Below are 19241 nucleotides of genomic sequence, written 5' to 3'. Positions count from 1 at the left end.
TTAATAATTAATAATACATCATTCTGCATCACGAGATTATTCGTGGCGCGGGTCAATATATTTAGCAGCTTCTTTGAAGCGACCGTACGAACCTTTTGCTTTTTCCAAAGCTTCAGCAGCATTAACGCCTTTCTTAACCATATCCATGAATTTGCCCATGTGAACGAATTCGTAGCCGATTACTTCACCGTCTTCGTCCAAGCCGATGCGTGTGCAGTAACCTTCAGCCATTTCGAGGTAACGAACGCCTTTTGCCAAAGTACCGTACATTGTACCTACCTGACTGCGGAGACCTTTACCCAGGTCTTCGAGACCGGCACCGATTGGCAGACCACCTTCCGAGAAAGCAGACTGAGAACGTCCGTAAGCAATTTGTAAGAACAATTCGCGCATTGCAGTGTTGATAGCATCGCAAACCAAGTCGGTATTCAATGCTTCAAGAATGGTTTTGCCGGGAAGAACTTCGGCAGACATAGCTGCAGAGTGAGTCATACCCGAACAACCGATAGTTTCGATCAAAGCTTCCTGGATAATACCGTCTTTGATGTTCAGTGTTAGTTTACAAGCGCCTTGTTGTGGTGCACACCATCCCACACCGTGAGTTAAACCGGAAATATCTTTAATTTCCTTAGCCTGAACCCATTTTCCTTCTTGAGGAATGGGAGCTGGTCCGTGGTTAGGACCTTTTTTTACCACACACATTTGTTCTACTTCATGTGAATAAATCATACCCTCTGAAATTTAAAATGTTGATTATTAAGTGTTTAGTTGACAGCTATTTGATATGCAAAGCTAACGAAATTTTTTGATAGCGGCAAATGGGAGGTGTGTATAATAAAAGTGAAATATGGTGCTATTTTGCTTATAGGCATGCATGTGCTTATCCGAAGTGAAAAAATGTCATCCGCAAGCAGTAAAGAGCCTATCCAAAGTTGGTGCTGGATATCCGGGAGATAGGAGGTGGTCTCTTGGTGGTGAATGTTCATTTGCGTATATTTGCGCGATGCATTTTCCGATCAGTTGGGATGTGATGAATAGCAATTCTGCGGATCCCGGTGACGGAACTAAACTAATTTATGTGATGATGAATCGAAAGATAAGGCTTGGCCTTTTGCTAAGTAGCGTGATGATGACAGCTTTTACCTATGCGCAACAGCAACCAGCTGTTTCCATTATTCCCCAACCCGAACGCGTAACCCTGCGCGAAGGAACATTTGCTCTTGACGCGCAAACTCAATTGGTGGCTTCGGGAAAAGCGGCCATGAACTCGGCGCAGTTTCTGGCGCAATATCTAAAACAATACTATGGGCTTGATCTTGCCATAGTGAGTAAACAAAACAATTTGCAAAACAGTATCCGTTTGGCTGTAAGAAAGCAGGCGGGTAGTGTGCCCGGGCAGTATACCCTGGAAAGTTCGCCTACAGGAGTGATGCTTCAGGGTGCCAATTCCGAAGGACTTTTTTATGCCATACAGAGTCTCATTCAACTATTGCCTCCTGCAAAAGGTGACAAGCTGCAGATAGCCTCGGTATCCATTACCGACAAACCGCGGTTTTCGTACCGTGGAATGCATCTGGATGTAGTGCGGCATATGTTTCCGGTGAGTTTTATTAAACGATACATCGATTTTATCGCGCTGCACAAGATGAACTATTTTCATATTCATCTAACCGACGATCAGGGATGGCGACTTGAAAGTAAAAAATATCCTCAATTGAATAGCATCGGATCGTGGCGTGAGGGTACCATTATCGGCCTTTATCCCGGTACCGGTTTCGATTCTACCCGTTATGGTGGATATTACACACAGAAAGAGATGAAAGAGATTGTGCGGTATGCTGCCAAGCGATACATTACTGTGGTTCCTGAAATTGATATTCCCGGCCATTCGTTGGCGGTGTTGGCTTCATTTCCGCAGTTTGCAACCGACACGGCTCTGCATCCGAAAACGGCTACCACCTGGGGTATTTTCAATAAGGTGAATAATGTGCTGGCTCCTTCTGACGAACTATTTGTTTTTCTGAAAAATGTATATGAAGAGTTGATGCAAATTTTTCCATCGCCCTATATTCATATTGGAGCCGACGAGTGTTCGCACAAATGGTGGAAATTATCGCCTGTTGTGCAGGAATTTATAGAAAAACATAATCTCAGGGATGAAAAGGGGTTACAGCGCTATTTTGTAGAGCAGGTCAGTGCGGTGATTCGCAAGCACGGTCGTACCCCCATTGGTTGGGATGATATGCTCGATGATGGCAAACTGGCAGATGGAATAACCGTGATGAGCTGGCGCAATGCAACCAACGGAATAAAAGCTGCCAACTTGGGACATAACGTAATCATGACGCCTTACCGGAATAGTTACTTCAATGTTCAACAGAGGAAAGGCGAGGAGCGTTTGGCGCATAAAGATTGGTTGGTAACAGCATCGAAGGTATATAATTTCGAACCGGTTCCCGATTCGATTGCTCCATCGGTTGCAGCCAATATTCTGGGCGGGCAAGGCTGTTTGTGGACAGAATACTTTGCCGATGACAAGGAGGTGGAATATGGTATTTTTCCACGTATGTCGGCAATTGCAGAAGTTTACTGGAGTAATAAATTGGTGCGGGACTGGAACCGTTTCAAAACCAAAATGGAGGAACAGTTTCTTCGGTATCAGTTGTGGGATGCCAAATATTGCAACTATTTGAGCGAAGAAGAATAAAAATTAAGCCCTGAAGGTTTCAACAACTTTCGGGGCTTAATTTTTTATTTACCGGTGTCCCGGTCTGAGCAAATCATTTATGGTTTTCAACTGATGGCGCAAGTATTTCAGATTAGCTTCGCCGATCTTCGGTTCCGGTCCAGGTTACGGCTATCGCCTAAACAGGAACTAAACAACGGGCAAACCTGGAACAAGTGAGGAAAAATGGAGGTTGAACCAATGCTATGAGATTCAGATATTCATTTGTAAAAAAAACGCCTCCAGCTGAATGGTTCAGATGGAGGCTGACATAATTTATTACTTGTCTGCAATCTTCTCGGGCTTGCAAACGTATTTTTCTTTGGAGGCTTTCTCTCCGCAGCGCTTGCACTGATAGTTTTCTTCTGCTTGTTTTTCTTCAAGCTTTGCTTTGTCGGTGGTCTTACAAATTGTTTTGGACATAGGCATTGATCTTTTAATACAAAGTCACGAAGGCGCAAAGATTAATTTATAGCTATGCTTAGAATCGTAATAGATAATAATCTTAGTATGTTATTAATTTTCTGAGTCTTGGCCTCTTTGCGTTGAAAAATATGTTACTGGTGTTCCGGTCTCAATAAATCATTCACTGTTTTTACCGGGCTGAAAGTCTCTACCGGAGTGTCCACAAAAATGGTGTTCCAGTCGCTCATGGCACCGTTCCAGAGGCCGGGCAATTCAAGAGCTTTCAGCTCTTTGCCGCTTTTGGATTTGGAAGAGATAAAGCCGGTGTTTTTATCTACATATTTTGGCAAGTCGAACTTCTTTCCATTGTAATCTTTAATGGCACAAACCAGATCAACCGGGTTGAAGTGTGTCGCTTTTTTCATCAGCTCTACCTTTTCGGGATCGGAGGTGTCGATTTGAGAACTTTCGAGGATTTGAGGAGAAGCCGTCCCATCCGTGTTAACCGCAATGTATGGGCCGCCGCCGGGTTCGCCTTCATTTTTTACCATGCCGCACACCCGCAACGGACGGTTCAGTTTGTTGTGCAGATATTGAATCAGCTCTTCGCGGCTGTAGCCTGCAATAGCCGGATTGTGGATGGAAAGGCGGGACGCGCAGAATTGTTTGATAACTTCCAGTTTTGCATCCGAAATCTCTTTATTGTCCAGTTCGTGAAGGAAACCGAAAATCTGTTTTTGGGTTTGCACAAGTATGCCGGCCAACAGACGTTTGTAGGTAATGGTCGGTTTTTTCAATTTATCGGTAGTGACATTGTCAATATTTTTGATGAAAACCACGTCGGCATTAATGTCGTTCAGGTTTTCGATCAAGGCTCCGTGCCCACCCGGACGGAACAGCAGTTTGCCATCTTCGCGGAACGGTTGGTTGTCTGCATCGGCGGCCAGTGTGTCGGTCGAAGGTTTTTGTTCCGAAAAAGAGACGTGATAATGAAGGTTGTTCTTTGTAGCAAGGATTGCCAGCTTTTCTTTTACATGCTGTTCGAACAGTTTGCGGTGCTCGGTAGAAACCGTGAAATGAATGTTGACTTCACCTTCGTTGTTGGCGGCATAGGCGGCGCCTTCTGCCAGATGCTCCTGAACCGGAGTGCGTACTTCATCGGGATAACGGTGAAAAAGCAATAATCCTTTCGGTAGATTTTGATAATTCAGTCCTTTTTCTTCAAGCAGGTTGCGCACGATGGTTTTGTATTCTCCTGCCTCGATAAGTTGAGGTATGGTGCGGCCTTCGTTATGAAAACAGATTGTGTTCAGTGCTTCATAAAAAGCGAAATATTCAATTTCGGAGAAAAACTTCTTTTCAAAATCAGATGCGGGAGTGTCAGATTCTCCGTCGATAAATTCAAACAGGTTTTTGAACATGCGACTTGCAGCTCCCGAGGCCGGAACAAACTTTACAATTTTCTTCTTTTCGGCAAGAAAATCAGTCCAGAACTGGATATAATGATCGATATGAGAAGTTTCAATTTTTAAAATTCCGTCATTGATGGCGGCTGCTTTTTCTATTTGCAGGAAAGGAAATCCGGCAGCGAAACGGTTCAATTGTTCAGTACAGGTTTCAACTGAAATTCCTTTGGTTTTGAGTAGTTCCAGATCAGAGTCGAGAAATGTATTCATGGACGTGAACGTTTATAAAGTTTTATAAGACTAATTTGATGTAAATTCATTGTCAGGTTGGAAAGAGAAAGGGATTTTTCCATACGAAAGCAAAGAAAAAATGTGTAAAAAAGTCAGGTAGACTCAAATAAATAAATACCTTTGCATATTCAGGAAAAAGAGTGATTCAACCGTAAAAACGTTGCAAGTTAGCTCTTTTTTATCACAATTATATTCTGTTTTTACTAAGATTTTATCATGTTCAATAAAAAAACCATCGTTTACACATCCGGAACTTTCGATATGTTCCACTCCAATCACCTGAAAATGATTAACTATGCCAGAGGGTTGGGAGATATTCTGATTGTTGGTGTGAGTACCGACGAATTGGTTAAGTCGTATAAGGCTGCTCCGATCATTCCTTTCAACGAACGGATGTTGATTATTGAAGCACTCAAGGCTCCGGATCTTGTGATTCCCCAGCATACGCTCGATCATACCGAGATTGTAAAGAAACTGAATATTGACGCTTTCGTTGTGGGTGATGACTGGTTCGGTAAATATGATTACCTGAAGGATCTGGGAGTAGATGTGTTCTATTTCCCTTATGGCGACGGTGTTTCGTCCTCATCGCTGAAGAAAACTATTTATGAATCATACGACCAGCAGCTACACGCTCAGCGTAAGGCAAAGCCAACTTTTGTAAAGCAGGATGAAGAGTAAGACAGCTCTGGTAACCGGGGCAACCAAAGGAATCGGGAGGGCAGTTTGTGAACGACTCCTGAAAGAAGGCATGTCGGTTGTGATGACCTATTCATCCGATGAAACAACAGCTTCTCTGGTTTGGAACGAGTTCGAACAACGTTTCCCATCAAAAGTGATGTTGTTGAAAGCCGACATTTCCGATCTCAGTTCGATTGATACAATAAGCCATTTCTTAGCGGAACAGCAAATTTCGCTTAGTTGCGTCGTATTTAACGCCGGAATGACAGACAGAAGCGACTTTCTGCAAATTGAACCCGAAAACTGGCTAAAGGTTTTCACGGCCAATGTCCATTTTCCTGTTTTTTTGATGCAAAAGCTTTATTCCTCTTTTGAGGAAGGTGGTTGCGTTGTGTTTACCGGTTCGTTGATGGCTATTCATCCACATTCTGTTTCGTTGGCGTACGGCGTCACTAAAGCTTCGGTTCATGCGTTGGTGAAGAATCTGGTGAAATTTTTTGCAGGTAAACGTATACGGGTTAATGCTGTGGCTCCTGGATTTGTGGATACCGAATGGCAAAAAACAAAACCGGTCGAAATTCGAGACAATATTAACCGCAAACTGGCGATGGGGCGTTTCTGTACTCCGGAGGAATTAACGGACGTGTATTGGCTGCTTATCAATAACCAATATATGAACGGAGAGGTCGTTGTTTGCGATGGCGGATACAGTTATAAGTAGCCGGCTTTGTGTGCTAATCGACTGGCTTAATATATCTTAAAACTTATGTGGGCTTATTAAACCTGCATATTCTTTTTTTTTTCTAAATTTGCAGCAGATATTTACTTGTTAATTTGCAGGAAAGTATCGTTACAAATAAAGTACGCAATGGACACAAAATCATCGGTTACCTTCAAAGACTCTTTAAAATCGTGGGATACGGAAAATTGGCTCGACAGAGTTTTTTATCGTCCTATCGGTTTTCAGATAGCTTTACTCCTCAAATCAACTCCTGTTACTCCGAATATGATTACCATCATTTCCATTTTTGTTGGAATGATTGGTTGTATTCTGTTTTACCCGGATGATAGCCTAGCAATTAACCTGCTCGGCTTTGCTTTTTTAGTGTTTGCCAATATTTTGGACTGTGTCGACGGGCAGTTGGCTCGTATTACCGGTATTAAATCTAAAATTGGCAGAATATTGGATGGCTTTTGCGGAGATATCTGGTTTCTGACATTCTATACCACTATTTGCCTGCGTCTTATGCATGGAAATGACCGCATTTTGTCTGCTTATGGCTACGAATGGGGATGGTGGGTTTTTCTGATTGCTCTTGTCTCGGCATATTCTCACTTCAACCAGGCTGCAATGATAGATTACTACAAAACATTGCATCTCCATTTTCTGAAAGGTGGAAAAAACAGTGAGTTTGAGGATGCCGATTCAGTCAAAAAACATTTTCAGTCGCTCAGTTGGAAAAAGGAACCTGTTGAAAAATTCTTCCTGAAGTTGTATCATATCTACACGTTGAATCAGGAGCGCAGAACGCCTGAATTACATCGCTACATTAAACGTTTACACGAAACATATCCAAACGGATTTCCTGAAGAAAAAATTGAGGAATTTCGTTCCGAAAGCCTGAAAATGATGCCTTTACTGGATTGTTTTACTTTCAATGCAAGAAGTTTTGTTATGCTTGTTACTTTACTGCTTGATGTTGAATGGTTTTATTTTGTATGCGAAATTGTTATCCTCAATCCTTTGTTGGGTTTTGCAATCAATCGCCATGAGAAAATGTGCCGTAGTTTAAACCAACTCTAACGTTTTGCATGGGAAAAATCAGCACAAATCTCGGACGAAATCTATTCTTCGCTTTAGGCTTGGTAGCTATGGTGGTGATTGCCTGGTGTATCGGTTGGGATACCATCGTGGCACACGTGCAAAAGACCGGATGGTGGTTTATTGCCATTATCGGCATGTGGCTTCCGATCTATCTCATTAATACTATGGCCTTTAATACCATTATTCGTGATGATGCGCCGGAGCATCGTATTGTACCTTTTCTTCATGTTTTCAAAATTACGTTGAGCGGTTTTGCCCTCAAAGCTGCCACTCCATTAGGATTTGTCGGCGGAGATCCTTATAAGATCATGGAGTTCAAGCCAATGCTGGGTGTGGAAAAAGCGACTTCGTCGGTGCTGTTGTACACCATGACCCACATCTCGGCACATTGCATTTTCTGGGCGTTATCTATCGTAGTGGCTGCCTTGTTTCTTCCGATGAAACTTTCGCTGAGTATTGTTTTGCTTGCTTCGTTTGTGTCATTCGTCATTTTACTGACACTTTTATGGAGAGGTTACCGGAGGGGAATGGCTGTAAAAGCATTCAATTTCTTTGCACGTTTACCCTTGCTGAAAAAATGGGTAGAGCCATTTAAGGATAAATACCAGAATCAGCTTTCGAAAATAGATACCCAGATATCTTATCTTTATGGAGCCCGCCGGAAAGCATTTTTTACGGCACTTAGTCTGGAGGTAATTGCCCGTATAATGAATTGCCTTGAGGTATATGTAATTTTAAAGCCGGTTAATGTGGATGTAAGTCTCGTGGAGTCGGTGGTGGTTTACTCGTTTATGAGCCTCTTTACTAATATATTGTTCTTCTCTCCGATGCAGATTGGAACCCGCGAAGGCGGATTTGCATTGGCGCTCAGGGCACTTTCTTTGCCTGCCGGTCTTGGTATTTACGTGAGTCTGGTAACCCGTGTCAGGGAATTGTTCTGGATGGGCGTGGGAATATTATTAATGAAGGTCAAGATGAGAACCAATTATCTGGCGGTTAAAACCGAACAATCAGAATATGTAGAAACTCCACAAAAGATGGTGCCATAGCTTGCGTATGAAGCGGACAGTGATCGATGTTGAATTTTTAGCGAAGAAATCTCTGTTTTTCAGAGGCCGGTTAGGACGTTGGCTGGGTAAAGTTGTACTACATCTTCTTGCAATAGACCGGATCAATTGGGCTTACGGGCGGTCATGTGATCATACGGGAGCCGCTTTTGCAGAAGGCCTTTTGAAAGATTTTGGTGTCGATTACCGGGTGGGTAATGCCGAACGCCTCCGGCACCTGCCTGAAGGTCCTTTTATTACTGTCTCTAATCATCCCTACGGAGGATTGGATGGTATTATGCTCATTCATTTGATGGCAGGTATTCGCCCCGATTACAAAGTGATGGTGAATCAGATACTGACATTGATTGAGGCAATGGATGAAAATTTTATCTCGGTTCAACCTCGTATCGGACATAATACAACGCCTTCTGCGGCAGCAATTAATGGTATGCGAGAAACATTGCATCACCTGAGAGACGGACACCCCGTAGGGTGTTTTCCCGCAGGAGCTGTTTCAATGTTTAGTTGCAAAACACTTCGGGTGCGTGATCGTCAATGGCAGGAGGGCATTCTGAAATTGATTCAGGTTGCAAAAGTACCGGTTCTTCCCATTCGTTTTTATGATAAAAACTCAATATTCTTTTACTTTCTAGGTCTGATTGACTGGAGAATACGTAGTTTGAGAATGCCTTATGAGCTATTCAATAAAAAAGGACAACGACCGCGCATCGGGATAGGTGAACTGATAACGGCTGAAGAAATAAAACAATTCAAAGATGCCAAAGCTTTGGGAGATTTTCTCCGCAACAAAGTATACGACATGCCGCTTCCGACAACTTTTACTCCTAAAACAAAGTTGGATGTACAGGACAAAACGGTTTAGTTAAGTTCGAAATCTAACACGCTTATAATAAAATAAATAATACAATGCATACCTGGTTTGAATGCAAAGTCCGTTATGAAAAAACAGGGGAAGACGGACTCCCCAAAAAGGTAAATGAACCTTATCTGGTGGATGCGCTTTCGTTTACAGAAGCCGAAGCCCGTATCATAGAAGAAATTAAGCCTTTCGTGAGTGGTGAGTTTACTGTAAGCAATATCAAAAGAGCACGTATTGCCGAACTGTTCGACAACCCCAGCGGTGATAAATGGTACCGAGCAAAGGTTAACTTTATCTCTCTGGATGAGGAAAAAGGAATAGAAAAGAAAACGGCCGTAACAATGATGGTGCAGGCAGCTAACCTGAAGGATGCTTTAATGCTTCTTATTGAAAAGCTGGGCAATACGTTGTCGGATTGGGAAATAGCCGCTATAGCCGAAACAGCTATTATGGATGTGTATCCGTATGCCGGAACACAGCGTGAAGAAACCGGAGAAACTTCCGATTAAATTGCAGACACCTTTATGCTCAGGTTGTAACTTTGAGCTTGAATTGAAAATCAGCGATAGCTAAACTTGAATTTTGAACTGTTATATCATGTCGATTGCCGGTAATTTGAACGCCATCAGAGCAACACTGCCTTTTCACGTGAAGTTGGTATGCGTCTCAAAATTTCATCCAAACGACTCCATTTTAGAAGCCTATGCAGCTGGTGAAAAAGTTTTTGGAGAGAGCAAGGTTCAGGAAGTATGTCAAAAATATGACACCCTTCCAAAAGATATTGTTTGGCACTTCATTGGTCATCTTCAAACTAATAAAGTTAAGTTTCTTGTTCCTTTTGTTGCGCTGATACACGGCGTTGACACTCTTCGTTTGCTCGAAGAAATCAATAAACAGGCTGCAAAGGCCGGCCGCACGGTCGATTGCCTACTACAGGTGCATATTGCCCGCGAAGAAACCAAGTTCGGGTTCTCGCCAGAAGAAGTGAACGATGCTCTGAATTCGGGTATTTTCGATACTCTGAATTCGGTACGCATCCGGGGGCTGATGGGCATGGCTACTTTTACCGACAATGAAGCTCAGGTTCGTGCTGAGTTCCGTTCACTCAAAACTCTTTTCGATCAACTTAAAACTTCTTATTTCTCCGATAAACCCTGGTTCGATACTCTATCAATGGGAATGTCCGATGATTATCGCATTGCCATTGAGGAGGGAAGCACCATGGTTCGTGTCGGTAGCTCGATTTTCGGAGCAAGACAATATTGAACAATGTGACAATTCCCATATGCCAATTAACTTTGTGTGTGAAAAATTGGCTCACCCTTTCAATCGTAAATTGTCAATGATTAAATTGTAAATTCCAATGACTTATTCAATCTTTCATATTGCCCAATTACTCGGGGGAAAGTCGCTTTTGCGCACCGAGGGCAATATCAGCCGCCTGTTGACGGACAGTCGTTCACTTATTTTTCCGGACGACACACTCTTTTTTGCTTTACGTTCCGCCAGTAACGACGGTCATCGTTATGTGCGCGATCTCTATAACCACGGTGTACGCCATTTCGTGGTAAGCGACTTTCAGTCCGATTTCGATTCGATGCAGGATGCCAGTTTCCTCATTGTAAACGATACGTTGCAGGCTTTGCAGCAGTTGGCGGCCTTTCATCGCAACCATTTTTCGTTGCCGGTAATCGGCATTACCGGAAGTAACGGTAAAACTATTGTCAAGGAGTGGCTCTCGCAATTGCTTCACAACGATTATAATACCGTTCGTTCTCCGCGAAGCTATAACTCGCAAATTGGAGTTCCGCTGTCGGTTTGGCAAATCAACGAACAGAATAATCTTGGGATTTTTGAGGCCGGTATTTCAAAAAAAGGAGAGATTGAACGACTGGAGCATATTATCCGCCCAACGGTGGGTGTGATGACAAATATCGGGCAGGCACATCAGGAAAATTTCTCCTCTCTGATCGAGAAATGTCGCGAGAAATTATTGTTGTTTACCGATGCTCAATGGCTGATTTCGTGCAAGGATCATGCCGTGGTGGAGAAATGTATTTTAGAATCTGGGTTGCGGTGCCGCCGGTTTATTTGGGGGTACGATCAACTTTGCGATTTACAGGTGTTAGGCATAGATAAAATCGGCAAAGTAAGTACCATAACCTGTAAGTTTGGCAATGAAACCATCATTTACAGCATTCCGTTTACCGATGATGCTTCGGTGGAAAACAGCTTGCACTGCCTGTCGACATGGATTTTGCTCGAAACGGTAATCGAAAATAAACCGTTGAATATGCAGCTTATTGCATCCCGCATGAAGTTGCTGGAACCGGTAGCCATGCGTCTGGAAGTGAAAGAGGGTCGCAACGATTGTCTGGTAATCAACGACAGCTACAATGCCGACATCAACTCGTTGAATATTGCTCTCGATTTTGCCCGTCGTCAGGCAGCAGACAAACAGATGAACATGACGCTGGTGCTGTCGGACATTCTTCAGAGCGGTGAAGTTGCCGAAAAGCTATATGCCAATATTGCCAACTTGGTGCAAGAGAGCGGAATCAACCGTCTGATCGGTATTGGAACCGAAATTTCAAAACAACTCGATAAATTCAATATTCCGCAAAAAGAGAGCTTCAACAGCACCGAATCTTTTTTGGGATCGGGGCGTTGGAAAGCACTGAAAAACGAGGTGGTTTTGCTGAAAGGTTCGCGTAACTTCCACTTTGAGCAAATATCCGAACAACTGGAAAATATTACACACCAAACCACGCTGGAAGTGAACCTGAGCGCTTTGGTGCATAACTTCAACTATTTCCGTTCCAAACTCCGTCACGAAACGAAAATCGTCTGCATGGTGAAAGCCTTTGCTTATGGAAGCGGTTCGGTGGAGGTAGCCAAAACCCTGCAACACCATCGTTGCGATTATCTGGCGGTGGCTGTAGCCGACGAAGGAGCGGAACTGCGACGCGAAGGAATCACTTTGCCTATCATGGTAATGAATCCTGAGCCCAACAGTTTCAATCTGCTGTTTGAATACCAACTGGAACCCGAAATTTACAGTTTCAGCCTGCTTAATGCCTTTATTAAAGCGGCAGTTCGCCACGGCGAGAGTCATTATCCTATCCATGTCAAAATAGATAGCGGAATGCACCGTCTTGGTTTTGAAAAACCGGATATGGACGAGCTTGTGGGCATTTTGAAAGATCAGGAAACGGTGCAGGTACAGTCGATATTCTCGCATCTTGCCGGTGCCGACAGTCCTGCTTTCGACGATTTTACTCATCAGCAACTCGATCTGTTCAAACACTGTGCCGATACCTTACAGAATGGCATTGGCTATTCGTTCCTGCGCCACATCCTCAATTCGTCGGGCATTGAACGTTTCCCCGAATATCAGTTTGATATGGTACGTCTGGGAATCGGTCTTTACAGCATTAGCGCGGTAAATTCGCCCGAAATGGAGACCGTTTGTACCCTCAAAACAACCGTACTTCAGGTGCGGAAGGTGAAAGCCGGCGAAACGGTAGGTTACAGTCGCCGCGGAGTGCTGGAACACGATAGCGAGATTGCCGTGTTGCCATTGGGTTATGCCGACGGATTCGATCGCCGCTTCGGAAACGGAGTCGGGAAGGTGCTGATAAACGGAAAACTGGCTCCGGTTGTGGGAAATATCTGTATGGATGTCGCCATGATCGATGTTACCGGCATGGACGTACACGAAGGCGATACGGCTGAAATTTTCGGCAAGGGGCGCAACATCAGCGAACTGGCCGATTCGATTGGCACCATCTCGTATGAATTGCTGACCAACGTGTCACGTCGTGTAAAACGTGTTTATTTTCAGGAATAATACAATTTAGCACACGGAAAACACAGACTATACGGAAATCGATTAGTTTCATCTCTGTGTTCGCCTGTTTCTTCCGTGTATTCTGTGTGCGTTTTCTACTATAACAATAATAATCCCGCAATCGTTTATCGGCGACTGCGGGATTTTGTGTTATTTATGATGGAATGGTTATCTTTGTTCTTCATTGATTTGCATGGTACGGAAAATCATACATATCGACATGGATGCCTTTTATGCCTCAATCGAACAGAGGGATAATCCTGATTACCGTGGCAAACCGGTTGCGGTTGGCTATCCTGAAGCGCGTGGCGTGGTGGCAGCTGCCAGTTACGAAGCACGCCGCTATGGAGTGCGTTCGGCTATGGCATCTACCACGGCATTGAAAAGATGTCCGCACCTGATTTTTGTTCCTCCGCATTTTGATGTTTATCACGCCGTCTCCGATCAGATACGGCAGATTTTTCTTGATTATACTGATCTGGTGGAACCGTTATCGCTCGATGAGGCTTTTCTGGATGTGACGGAAAACAAAAAAGGGAATCCGTCGGCAACGATTATTGCCCGCGAAATCAAACAAAGGATCAAAGAAGAGACCGGACTGACGGCTTCGGCCGGAGTCTCGTTCAATAAATTTTTGGCAAAAATTGCTTCCGACTACCGCAAGCCGGATGGCCTTTTTGTGGTACGGCCTCAGGCAGCCGAAAAATTTGTGGAGACTTTACAGGTGGAACAGTTTTTCGGAGTTGGTAAGGTGACGGCTGAGAAAATGCACAAACATGGTATTCGTACCGGTGCTGATCTGAAAAAATGTTCGGAAGCGGTGTTGGTCGACCTTTTTGGAAAGGCCGGTCATCAGTACTATCTCAATGCCCGTGGACTTGACTACCGGGAGGTGGAACCTGAGCGCATCACCAAATCGGTAAGTGCCGAGAGTACTTTTGACCACGATAAAGATTCGGTGCTGCACCTTCAACTGGAACTTTACCAGGTGGCGTTGGAAGTGATGAAACGGATGGAAAAGGAACAGTTTTTCGGTCGTACGGTGACTGTCAAAATAAAATTTGCCGACTTTAAGATTATTACCCGAAGCAGAACCTTGCCCGAGGTGGTGAAGAACTTTCAGCAATTGTGGTCGGCAGCTAAAACCATTCTTCGAAATACCGATCTGGGTGGTCAGAAGGTGCGTTTGCTGGGACTGGGAATCAGCAATGCGGGAGAAACGGTAGGTCGTAAGTCGATTCAGTTGCAGCTGGATCTTTTTTAAATTGAATTTTTGAGAATGAATACGAGTTTATTTCGGAAAAAAGATATGGCTTCATTGCAGGCCGAAGTAGAAGCGGTACATACGCACGGTGTGCTGAAAAAGGTGCTGCGGGTGCGCGACCTGACTTTTATGGGCGTGGCGGCGGTGATTGGAGCCGGTGTCTTTTCTACTATTGGCACGGCGGCTTACAATGGTGGCCCCGGAGTGATTTTTCTTTTTATCATTACAGCCGTTACCTGCGGCTTTACGGCACTGTGTTATGCCGAATTTGCCAGTCGGGTGCCGGTGGCCGGTAGTGCATACACCTACTCGTATGTCACGTTCGGAGAGCTGATCGCATGGATTATCGGCTGGGCGCTGATTTTGGAATACTCCATCGGCAACATTGTGGTAGCCATCAGTTGGAGCGCCTATTTCAACAATTTGCTGGAGGCAGTGCATATTCATCTGCCGTCGTGGCTCACCATCGGATGGCAGACGGCAAAAGCCAATTACCACGAGTTGTTAGCTGCTGGCAAAGATGTTTCTCATACGGCATATGCGCAGGCTCCGGTTATTGCCGGTTTCCATATTGTGATGAATTTGCCGGCTTTCCTGATTGTAGGCTTCGTTACACTGCTGGCGTACATCGGCATCAGCGAGAGTAAGAAAAGTGCTAACCTGATGGTCGGTCTCAAGCTTGTGGTACTGGCCTTTATCGCGGTAGTGGGTTTCTGGGTGATTTTCTCTGATGACAAGATGACCAACTGGTCGCCCTTTTTGCCCAACGGTGTGACAGGCGTGCTCAAAGGTGTCTCATCTGTTTTCTTTGCCTATATCGGGTTCGATGCTATCTCCACCACTGCCGAGGAGTGTGCCAATCCCAAGCGCGATTTGCCCCGCGGTATGATATATTCCCTGTTGATTTGCACTGTGATCTATGTGGTAACGACGTTGGTCATTACAGGACTGGTTTCCTATTCCGATTTTATGGGCGTTGCCGATCCTTTGGCCTATGTGTTCAACGCGATTAATATGCACAAAGTCGGCTTTATTATTTCGGTTAGTGCAGTTATAGCTTCCACCAGTGTACTGCTGGTGTTTCAGATCGGGCAACCGCGCATCTGGATGAGCATGAGTCGCGACGGCTTGCTGCCAAAACGTTTCGGGAAGATCAATAAAAAACGGCTTACTCCGGGCTTTGCTACCATCGTCACCGGTTTGTTGGTGGGTATTCCGTCTTTGTTTATCGACGATTTGCTGATGACCGACCTGACCAGTATCGGTACGCTCTTTGCTTTTGTGCTGGTGTGTGGTGGCGTATTGCTGTTGCCAAAAATTGAGAAAGAATCAGGTTTTCAGTTACCCTATATCAACGGGCGATGGATTATTCCGGCTTTGGTGGGACTGTTTTTGCTACTTTTCCGTCAACGCCTTGCCACAGACTTGTTGCATGTAGAGGCGGAAAATCTGGAGGAAATTCTCTTCCTGCTCTTTTCTGCAATAGCCATTGTCGTGGCAATTCTTTCGTTTGTAAAACACTTCTCGTTGATTCCCATTTTGGGCGTGTTGTGCTGTCTTTACCTGATGATTGAAATTCCCATCAACAGTTGGATTGTCTTTTTCGGTTGGATGGGTCTCGGATTATTGGTCTATCTGCTTTACGGACGAAAGAACAGCGCGTTGAATCAATAGCCGCTGATTTACATAACAAAAGACCCGAATTTTCGATTATCATGGAAATTCGGGTCTTTCTTTTTTCTTATATTTCGATGGTAGCTCCCAGTAGTTTCAGGAACTCGCGTATAAAGGCGGCGTGGCCGGGCCATGCGGGCGAGGTAACGAGGTTGCCATCCACAAAGGCTTTGTCGGCGGCAATGGCATGGAATTCGCCACCGGCCAGCGTTACTTCGGGACCAACGGCAGGGTAAGCGGTCAGTTTGCGTCCCTTTACCACATCGGCTGCGGTGAGTATTTGAATGCCGTGACAGACGGCGGCTACCGGTTTGTTATGATTGAAGAAATAGCGCACGATGTCGATCACCTTGTCGTTGAGGCGCAGATACTCGGGAGCACGGCCTCCGGCAATCACCAAACCAAGATAATCACTTACCGTCACTTCGTCGAAACTATAGGTAAGGGTAAAGTTGTGACCCGGTTTTTCGGAATAGGTTTGGTCGCCTTCAAAATCGTGGATAGCGGTTTTCACCGTGTCGCCCTTTTTCTTTCCTGGACACACCACATGCACTTCGTAACCTACCATTTCCAACATCTGAAACGGTACCATCGTTTCATAATCTTCGGCAAAATCACCGGTGAGAAACAAAATCTTTTTCTTCATGGTCAAAACATTTTAGAGGGTGAAACATTATAGTTGATTGTGTAATCAATGCGGGTGTTTATTCCTTGCAAATATATGTTTTAAATGTTACAAACTGATGATGTTTGTTCGTTTAAAACGCAAAAAGACTTATATTTAGCAAGCATGAGCCAGCCGGCAATCCGAAAAATTATTTCCGCAAAAATAGTGGTGTATTATGGAAACCTTCTGTTGACGCACCTTTCCTCTCTGTTCCCGACAGCTTTCCGAATGTCCTTTTATTAGTGATAGCTTTCTGATAAAAACACCTCTTCCGAATTAGTAACATTTTTGTGTTATATATTTATAAATGACTTTAAATCAGCAATATATGTCTTTTGTGTAGCGCAAATTTTCTATCTTTGCATCAAAATCAATAATTGGAAGAGTATTGTCATTGCAATCAATGAAAATTGGGCAATGACATTCCGTTGAAATAAGTATTTAGGAACAGACTTGGTATATTTTTCTGCCTTGAGGAAGCATTTCGTATGTGTTTAGCAGGTCTTTGAATAGAATCCTGTTTATTCACAGCTTCGACTCTCCGTCAATTGTTTATAAGCATAGTTAGTAAGTCTCCGTAAAGTTTTGTTGTCATGGAGAGATGGTTTCCATCTTTCTTTACCTGCAGTTGGAATATCCTGTAATCATGTTGTTTTAAGCATCAATGATTGCTTCGTATTTCCAATAATGCTATTATTTACATTCTATAAAGTTGTTTTGTTTGTCATTTAGTAATTCTTACAGGCCGGAAGCATAAGTATAAAATCACGGTTCCCCCACGTGAAAAATGTCGATTGAGATTGCAGGAAAGGGGCTTGAATATCCTGTATAAAGAACATTTTACACCGTGTGCTGTCAATAAAATTGATGGTACAGGGATGTATTACCCTTATTAAAAAAAAGAAAAGAGCGAGATTAGAAACCATTTTAAAATGTAACGTCTCCATATTAAGTAGAAAATGAATTTTGTGTATCAAGTATGAGAAGAATTATTTTATTGTCAATTAGCCTTTTATTGATATGTGCCGTTAAAAATACATGCTTTGCGAAAGTCTATTATGTTGCAAAAAACGGGAGTGACTCACGAACAGCCACTCAGGCGCAAAACATAACCACCCCAAAACTGACAATTGCATCCGGACTAACCTGTCTTTCGGCAGGTGATACTCTGTATATACGTAGCGGCGTTTATGCCGAAACATTGAATCAAAACATGATTGCCATTCCCAGTGGCACTTCATGGAGCAAGCCGGTTACTGTTGCCGGATATCCGGGCGAAACGGTTACTATTCGTCCTAACGCAGGAGTTGATGAAGTGATTCGCTTGATGGGGCCTGCAGGTGGAGCGAAGTATCTGATTTTTGATAATCTGCATCTCGATGGGATTAATATTGCTGATAATGTGGTAAAAATCACATACACAGGATCCGATCCGTCGTACACGGCAAACCATATCATGTTTAAGAATAGTGAAATTTTTAATGCTCCTAATCAGGGCGTTTTTGTCGACCACAACAGCGTAGGCAATAAATTTATCAATTTACAGGTTCACAACAACGGAACCACCGATTTCCACCATGGATTGTATATAACCGGAGCGAATAATCTGGTCGACGGGTGTGATATTCACCATAATGCGGGCTGGGGTGTGCATGTATATAGTGATACAGGAATAGCTGTAGATAGTAATGTTGTTCGAAACAACAGTATACACGATAATGCATATGTCGGAGGTCGTGGCTGCGGTATCATTCTTTCTTGCGGCAAAGGGAATATGGCTTACAATAACCTGATTTGGAATAATAACGGAGGTGTTCAGATCGATGTGGCGGTAAATGCCTGTGTGTATAACAATACGATTTATTCAAACAATAAGGGATCGGGAGGATATGCCGGAGTGAAAATTCAGTCAGGGAGCACCGGAGCAAGAATTGAAAACAATATTTGTTGGCAAAACAATGCCGGAGCTATAGAAAATATGGGTAGTAGTACGACCCTCACCAATAACCTGACAACAACCGATCCGCTTTTTGTCGACGCGTCTATTTCTAATTTTTACCTCAAATCGACTTCTCCGGCGATCAATGCGGGAGTGAATTTATCGCCCACCGTGACAAGCTATTATGATGGAACTGCCAGAGTGCAGAGCTCGACTTATGTCGTTGGTGCCTTAGGAACTTCTGTTGCAACAGCAGACGAAATTGTGAATGCCACAGCACAACTTAAAATATTCCCGAATCCATCAGACGGGAGGTTTACGATAGAAACAGGTACAGATCAAACTGTGAGCTTACTAATTATTAATGCAGCAGGAGTGCCTGTTCATCAGCAATTGTTGAATAATAGTAAAGCTGATGTCGATTTAAGCGGCAAGCCGAAAGGTATTTATCTCTGTCGATTGCAAAGCGGGACGAAAGTTCTGGGAGTCGGGAAAGTTATTATTAACTGATTGTTCGTTCTGTAAAATAAAAATGCCCAAGGTGTAAGTCACAACTTATACCTTGGGCATTTTTTTGTGCCATAT

At 43.8% G+C, this 19241-nt stretch carries 16 protein-coding genes; 12 read left to right on the top strand and 4 right to left on the bottom strand.

The genetic code is table 11. The annotated features are described in order from the left end of the window. Positions 1-36: 36 nt before the first annotated feature. Positions 37-729 carry an iron-sulfur cluster assembly scaffold protein gene (locus PJIAN_RS08275; RefSeq protein ID WP_068703945.1) on the bottom strand — a complete coding sequence of 231 codons (693 nt, stop codon included), beginning with the start codon at positions 727-729 and terminating at the stop codon, positions 37-39. A 274-nt stretch (positions 730-1003) separates the two neighbouring features. On the opposite strand from PJIAN_RS08275, the gene PJIAN_RS08270 reads away from it, so the two are divergent. After that, positions 1004-2707 carry a beta-N-acetylhexosaminidase gene (locus tag PJIAN_RS08270; RefSeq protein ID WP_068703943.1) on the top strand — a complete coding sequence of 568 codons (1704 nt, stop codon included), beginning with the start codon at positions 1004-1006 and terminating at the stop codon, positions 2705-2707. A gap of 297 nt (positions 2708-3004) precedes the next feature. Here the strand turns inward: PJIAN_RS08270 and PJIAN_RS14905 are convergent, their stop codons facing one another. Beyond that, positions 3005-3148 (bottom strand): hypothetical protein, encoded by a 144-nt coding sequence (locus PJIAN_RS14905; protein ID WP_153802526.1) that lies wholly within the window; start codon positions 3146-3148, stop codon positions 3005-3007. 134 nt (positions 3149-3282) lie between these two features. Continuing rightward, entirely contained in the window at positions 3283-4806 is a 1524-nt protein-coding gene (locus PJIAN_RS08265; RefSeq protein ID WP_068703942.1) for a DUF4301 family protein, read from the bottom strand. 237 nt (positions 4807-5043) lie between these two features. On the opposite strand from PJIAN_RS08265, the gene PJIAN_RS08260 reads away from it, so the two are divergent. From PJIAN_RS08260 to PJIAN_RS08215, 10 genes are all read left to right on the top strand, one after another. Continuing rightward, a complete protein-coding gene (locus PJIAN_RS08260; protein WP_068703941.1) occupies positions 5044-5508 on the top strand; it encodes an FAD synthase family protein in 465 nt (154 codons plus the stop codon). Then, a complete protein-coding gene (locus PJIAN_RS08255; protein WP_068703940.1) occupies positions 5498-6229 on the top strand; it encodes an SDR family NAD(P)-dependent oxidoreductase in 732 nt (243 codons plus the stop codon). The genes PJIAN_RS08260 and PJIAN_RS08255 overlap by 11 nt, the downstream gene beginning before the upstream one ends. Before the next feature lie 147 nt (positions 6230-6376). Beyond that, positions 6377-7312, top strand: a complete 936-nt coding sequence (locus PJIAN_RS08250) for a CDP-alcohol phosphatidyltransferase family protein (protein ID WP_068703939.1) — start codon at positions 6377-6379, stop codon at positions 7310-7312. Between the two features lie 8 nt (positions 7313-7320). After that, the gene (locus PJIAN_RS08245; RefSeq protein WP_068703937.1) at positions 7321-8382 is read left to right on the top strand and encodes a lysylphosphatidylglycerol synthase transmembrane domain-containing protein; all 1062 of its coding nucleotides are present in this window, start codon (positions 7321-7323) and stop codon (positions 8380-8382) included. 7 nt (positions 8383-8389) lie between these two features. After that, a complete protein-coding gene (locus tag PJIAN_RS08240) occupies positions 8390-9265 on the top strand; it encodes a lysophospholipid acyltransferase family protein (protein WP_068703935.1) in 876 nt (291 codons plus the stop codon). Positions 9266-9309: 44 nt separating this feature from the next. Further along, entirely contained in the window at positions 9310-9771 is a 462-nt protein-coding gene (locus PJIAN_RS08235) for a DUF4494 domain-containing protein (protein ID WP_068703933.1), read from the top strand. Between the two features lie 88 nt (positions 9772-9859). After that, a complete protein-coding gene (locus PJIAN_RS08230; RefSeq protein WP_068703931.1) occupies positions 9860-10528 on the top strand; it encodes a YggS family pyridoxal phosphate-dependent enzyme in 669 nt (222 codons plus the stop codon). A gap of 97 nt (positions 10529-10625) precedes the next feature. Then, positions 10626-13112, top strand: a complete 2487-nt coding sequence (locus PJIAN_RS08225; RefSeq protein ID WP_068703930.1) for a bifunctional UDP-N-acetylmuramoyl-tripeptide:D-alanyl-D-alanine ligase/alanine racemase — start codon at positions 10626-10628, stop codon at positions 13110-13112. Between the two features lie 193 nt (positions 13113-13305). Next, entirely contained in the window at positions 13306-14376 is a 1071-nt protein-coding gene (dinB, locus tag PJIAN_RS08220) for a DNA polymerase IV (RefSeq protein WP_084252332.1), read from the top strand. A 15-nt stretch (positions 14377-14391) separates the two neighbouring features. Beyond that, entirely contained in the window at positions 14392-16050 is a 1659-nt protein-coding gene (locus tag PJIAN_RS08215) for an amino acid permease (protein ID WP_068703928.1), read from the top strand. Between the two features lie 67 nt (positions 16051-16117). Here PJIAN_RS08215 and PJIAN_RS08210 read toward each other — a convergent pair whose 3' ends face one another. Then, positions 16118-16696: a DJ-1/PfpI family protein gene (locus PJIAN_RS08210; protein WP_068703927.1), complete on the bottom strand. Its 579-nt coding sequence runs from the start codon at positions 16694-16696 to the stop codon at positions 16118-16120. Between the two features lie 1000 nt (positions 16697-17696). On the opposite strand from PJIAN_RS08210, the gene PJIAN_RS08205 reads away from it, so the two are divergent. Beyond that, on the top strand, positions 17697-19166 hold the full coding sequence (locus PJIAN_RS08205) for a right-handed parallel beta-helix repeat-containing protein (protein WP_084252331.1): 1470 nt from the start codon (positions 17697-17699) through the stop codon (positions 19164-19166). The last annotated feature ends 75 nt before the right edge of the window (positions 19167-19241 follow it).

Origin of the sequence: Paludibacter jiangxiensis (assembly GCF_001618385.1) — a bacterium.
Taxonomy (GTDB): domain Bacteria; phylum Bacteroidota; class Bacteroidia; order Bacteroidales; family Paludibacteraceae; genus Microbacter; species Microbacter jiangxiensis.
This window is presented reverse-complemented; position numbering and strand designations above follow the sequence as displayed.

Bases quoted from the DNA above. Each gene is read 5' to 3' on its own strand.
- PJIAN_RS08275 (WP_068703945.1), bottom strand. From the start codon at position 729: ATGATTTATTCACATGAAGTAGAACAAATGTGTGTGGTAAAAAAAGGT.
- PJIAN_RS08270 (WP_068703943.1), top strand. From the start codon at position 1,004: ATGCATTTTCCGATCAGTTGGGATGTGATGAATAGCAATTCTGCGGAT.
- PJIAN_RS14905 (WP_153802526.1), bottom strand. From the start codon at position 3,148: ATGTCCAAAACAATTTGTAAGACCACCGACAAAGCAAAGCTTGAAGAA.
- PJIAN_RS08265 (WP_068703942.1), bottom strand. From the start codon at position 4,806: ATGAATACATTTCTCGACTCTGATCTGGAACTACTCAAAACCAAAGGA.
- PJIAN_RS08260 (WP_068703941.1), top strand. From the start codon at position 5,044: ATGTTCAATAAAAAAACCATCGTTTACACATCCGGAACTTTCGATATG.
- PJIAN_RS08255 (WP_068703940.1), top strand. From the start codon at position 5,498: ATGAAGAGTAAGACAGCTCTGGTAACCGGGGCAACCAAAGGAATCGGG.
- PJIAN_RS08250 (WP_068703939.1), top strand. From the start codon at position 6,377: ATGGACACAAAATCATCGGTTACCTTCAAAGACTCTTTAAAATCGTGG.
- PJIAN_RS08245 (WP_068703937.1), top strand. From the start codon at position 7,321: ATGGGAAAAATCAGCACAAATCTCGGACGAAATCTATTCTTCGCTTTA.
- PJIAN_RS08240 (WP_068703935.1), top strand. From the start codon at position 8,390: ATGAAGCGGACAGTGATCGATGTTGAATTTTTAGCGAAGAAATCTCTG.
- PJIAN_RS08235 (WP_068703933.1), top strand. From the start codon at position 9,310: ATGCATACCTGGTTTGAATGCAAAGTCCGTTATGAAAAAACAGGGGAA.
- PJIAN_RS08230 (WP_068703931.1), top strand. From the start codon at position 9,860: ATGTCGATTGCCGGTAATTTGAACGCCATCAGAGCAACACTGCCTTTT.
- PJIAN_RS08225 (WP_068703930.1), top strand. From the start codon at position 10,626: ATGACTTATTCAATCTTTCATATTGCCCAATTACTCGGGGGAAAGTCG.
- dinB (WP_084252332.1), top strand. From the start codon at position 13,306: ATGGTACGGAAAATCATACATATCGACATGGATGCCTTTTATGCCTCA.
- PJIAN_RS08215 (WP_068703928.1), top strand. From the start codon at position 14,392: ATGAATACGAGTTTATTTCGGAAAAAAGATATGGCTTCATTGCAGGCC.
- PJIAN_RS08210 (WP_068703927.1), bottom strand. From the start codon at position 16,696: ATGAAGAAAAAGATTTTGTTTCTCACCGGTGATTTTGCCGAAGATTAT.
- PJIAN_RS08205 (WP_084252331.1), top strand. From the start codon at position 17,697: ATGAGAAGAATTATTTTATTGTCAATTAGCCTTTTATTGATATGTGCC.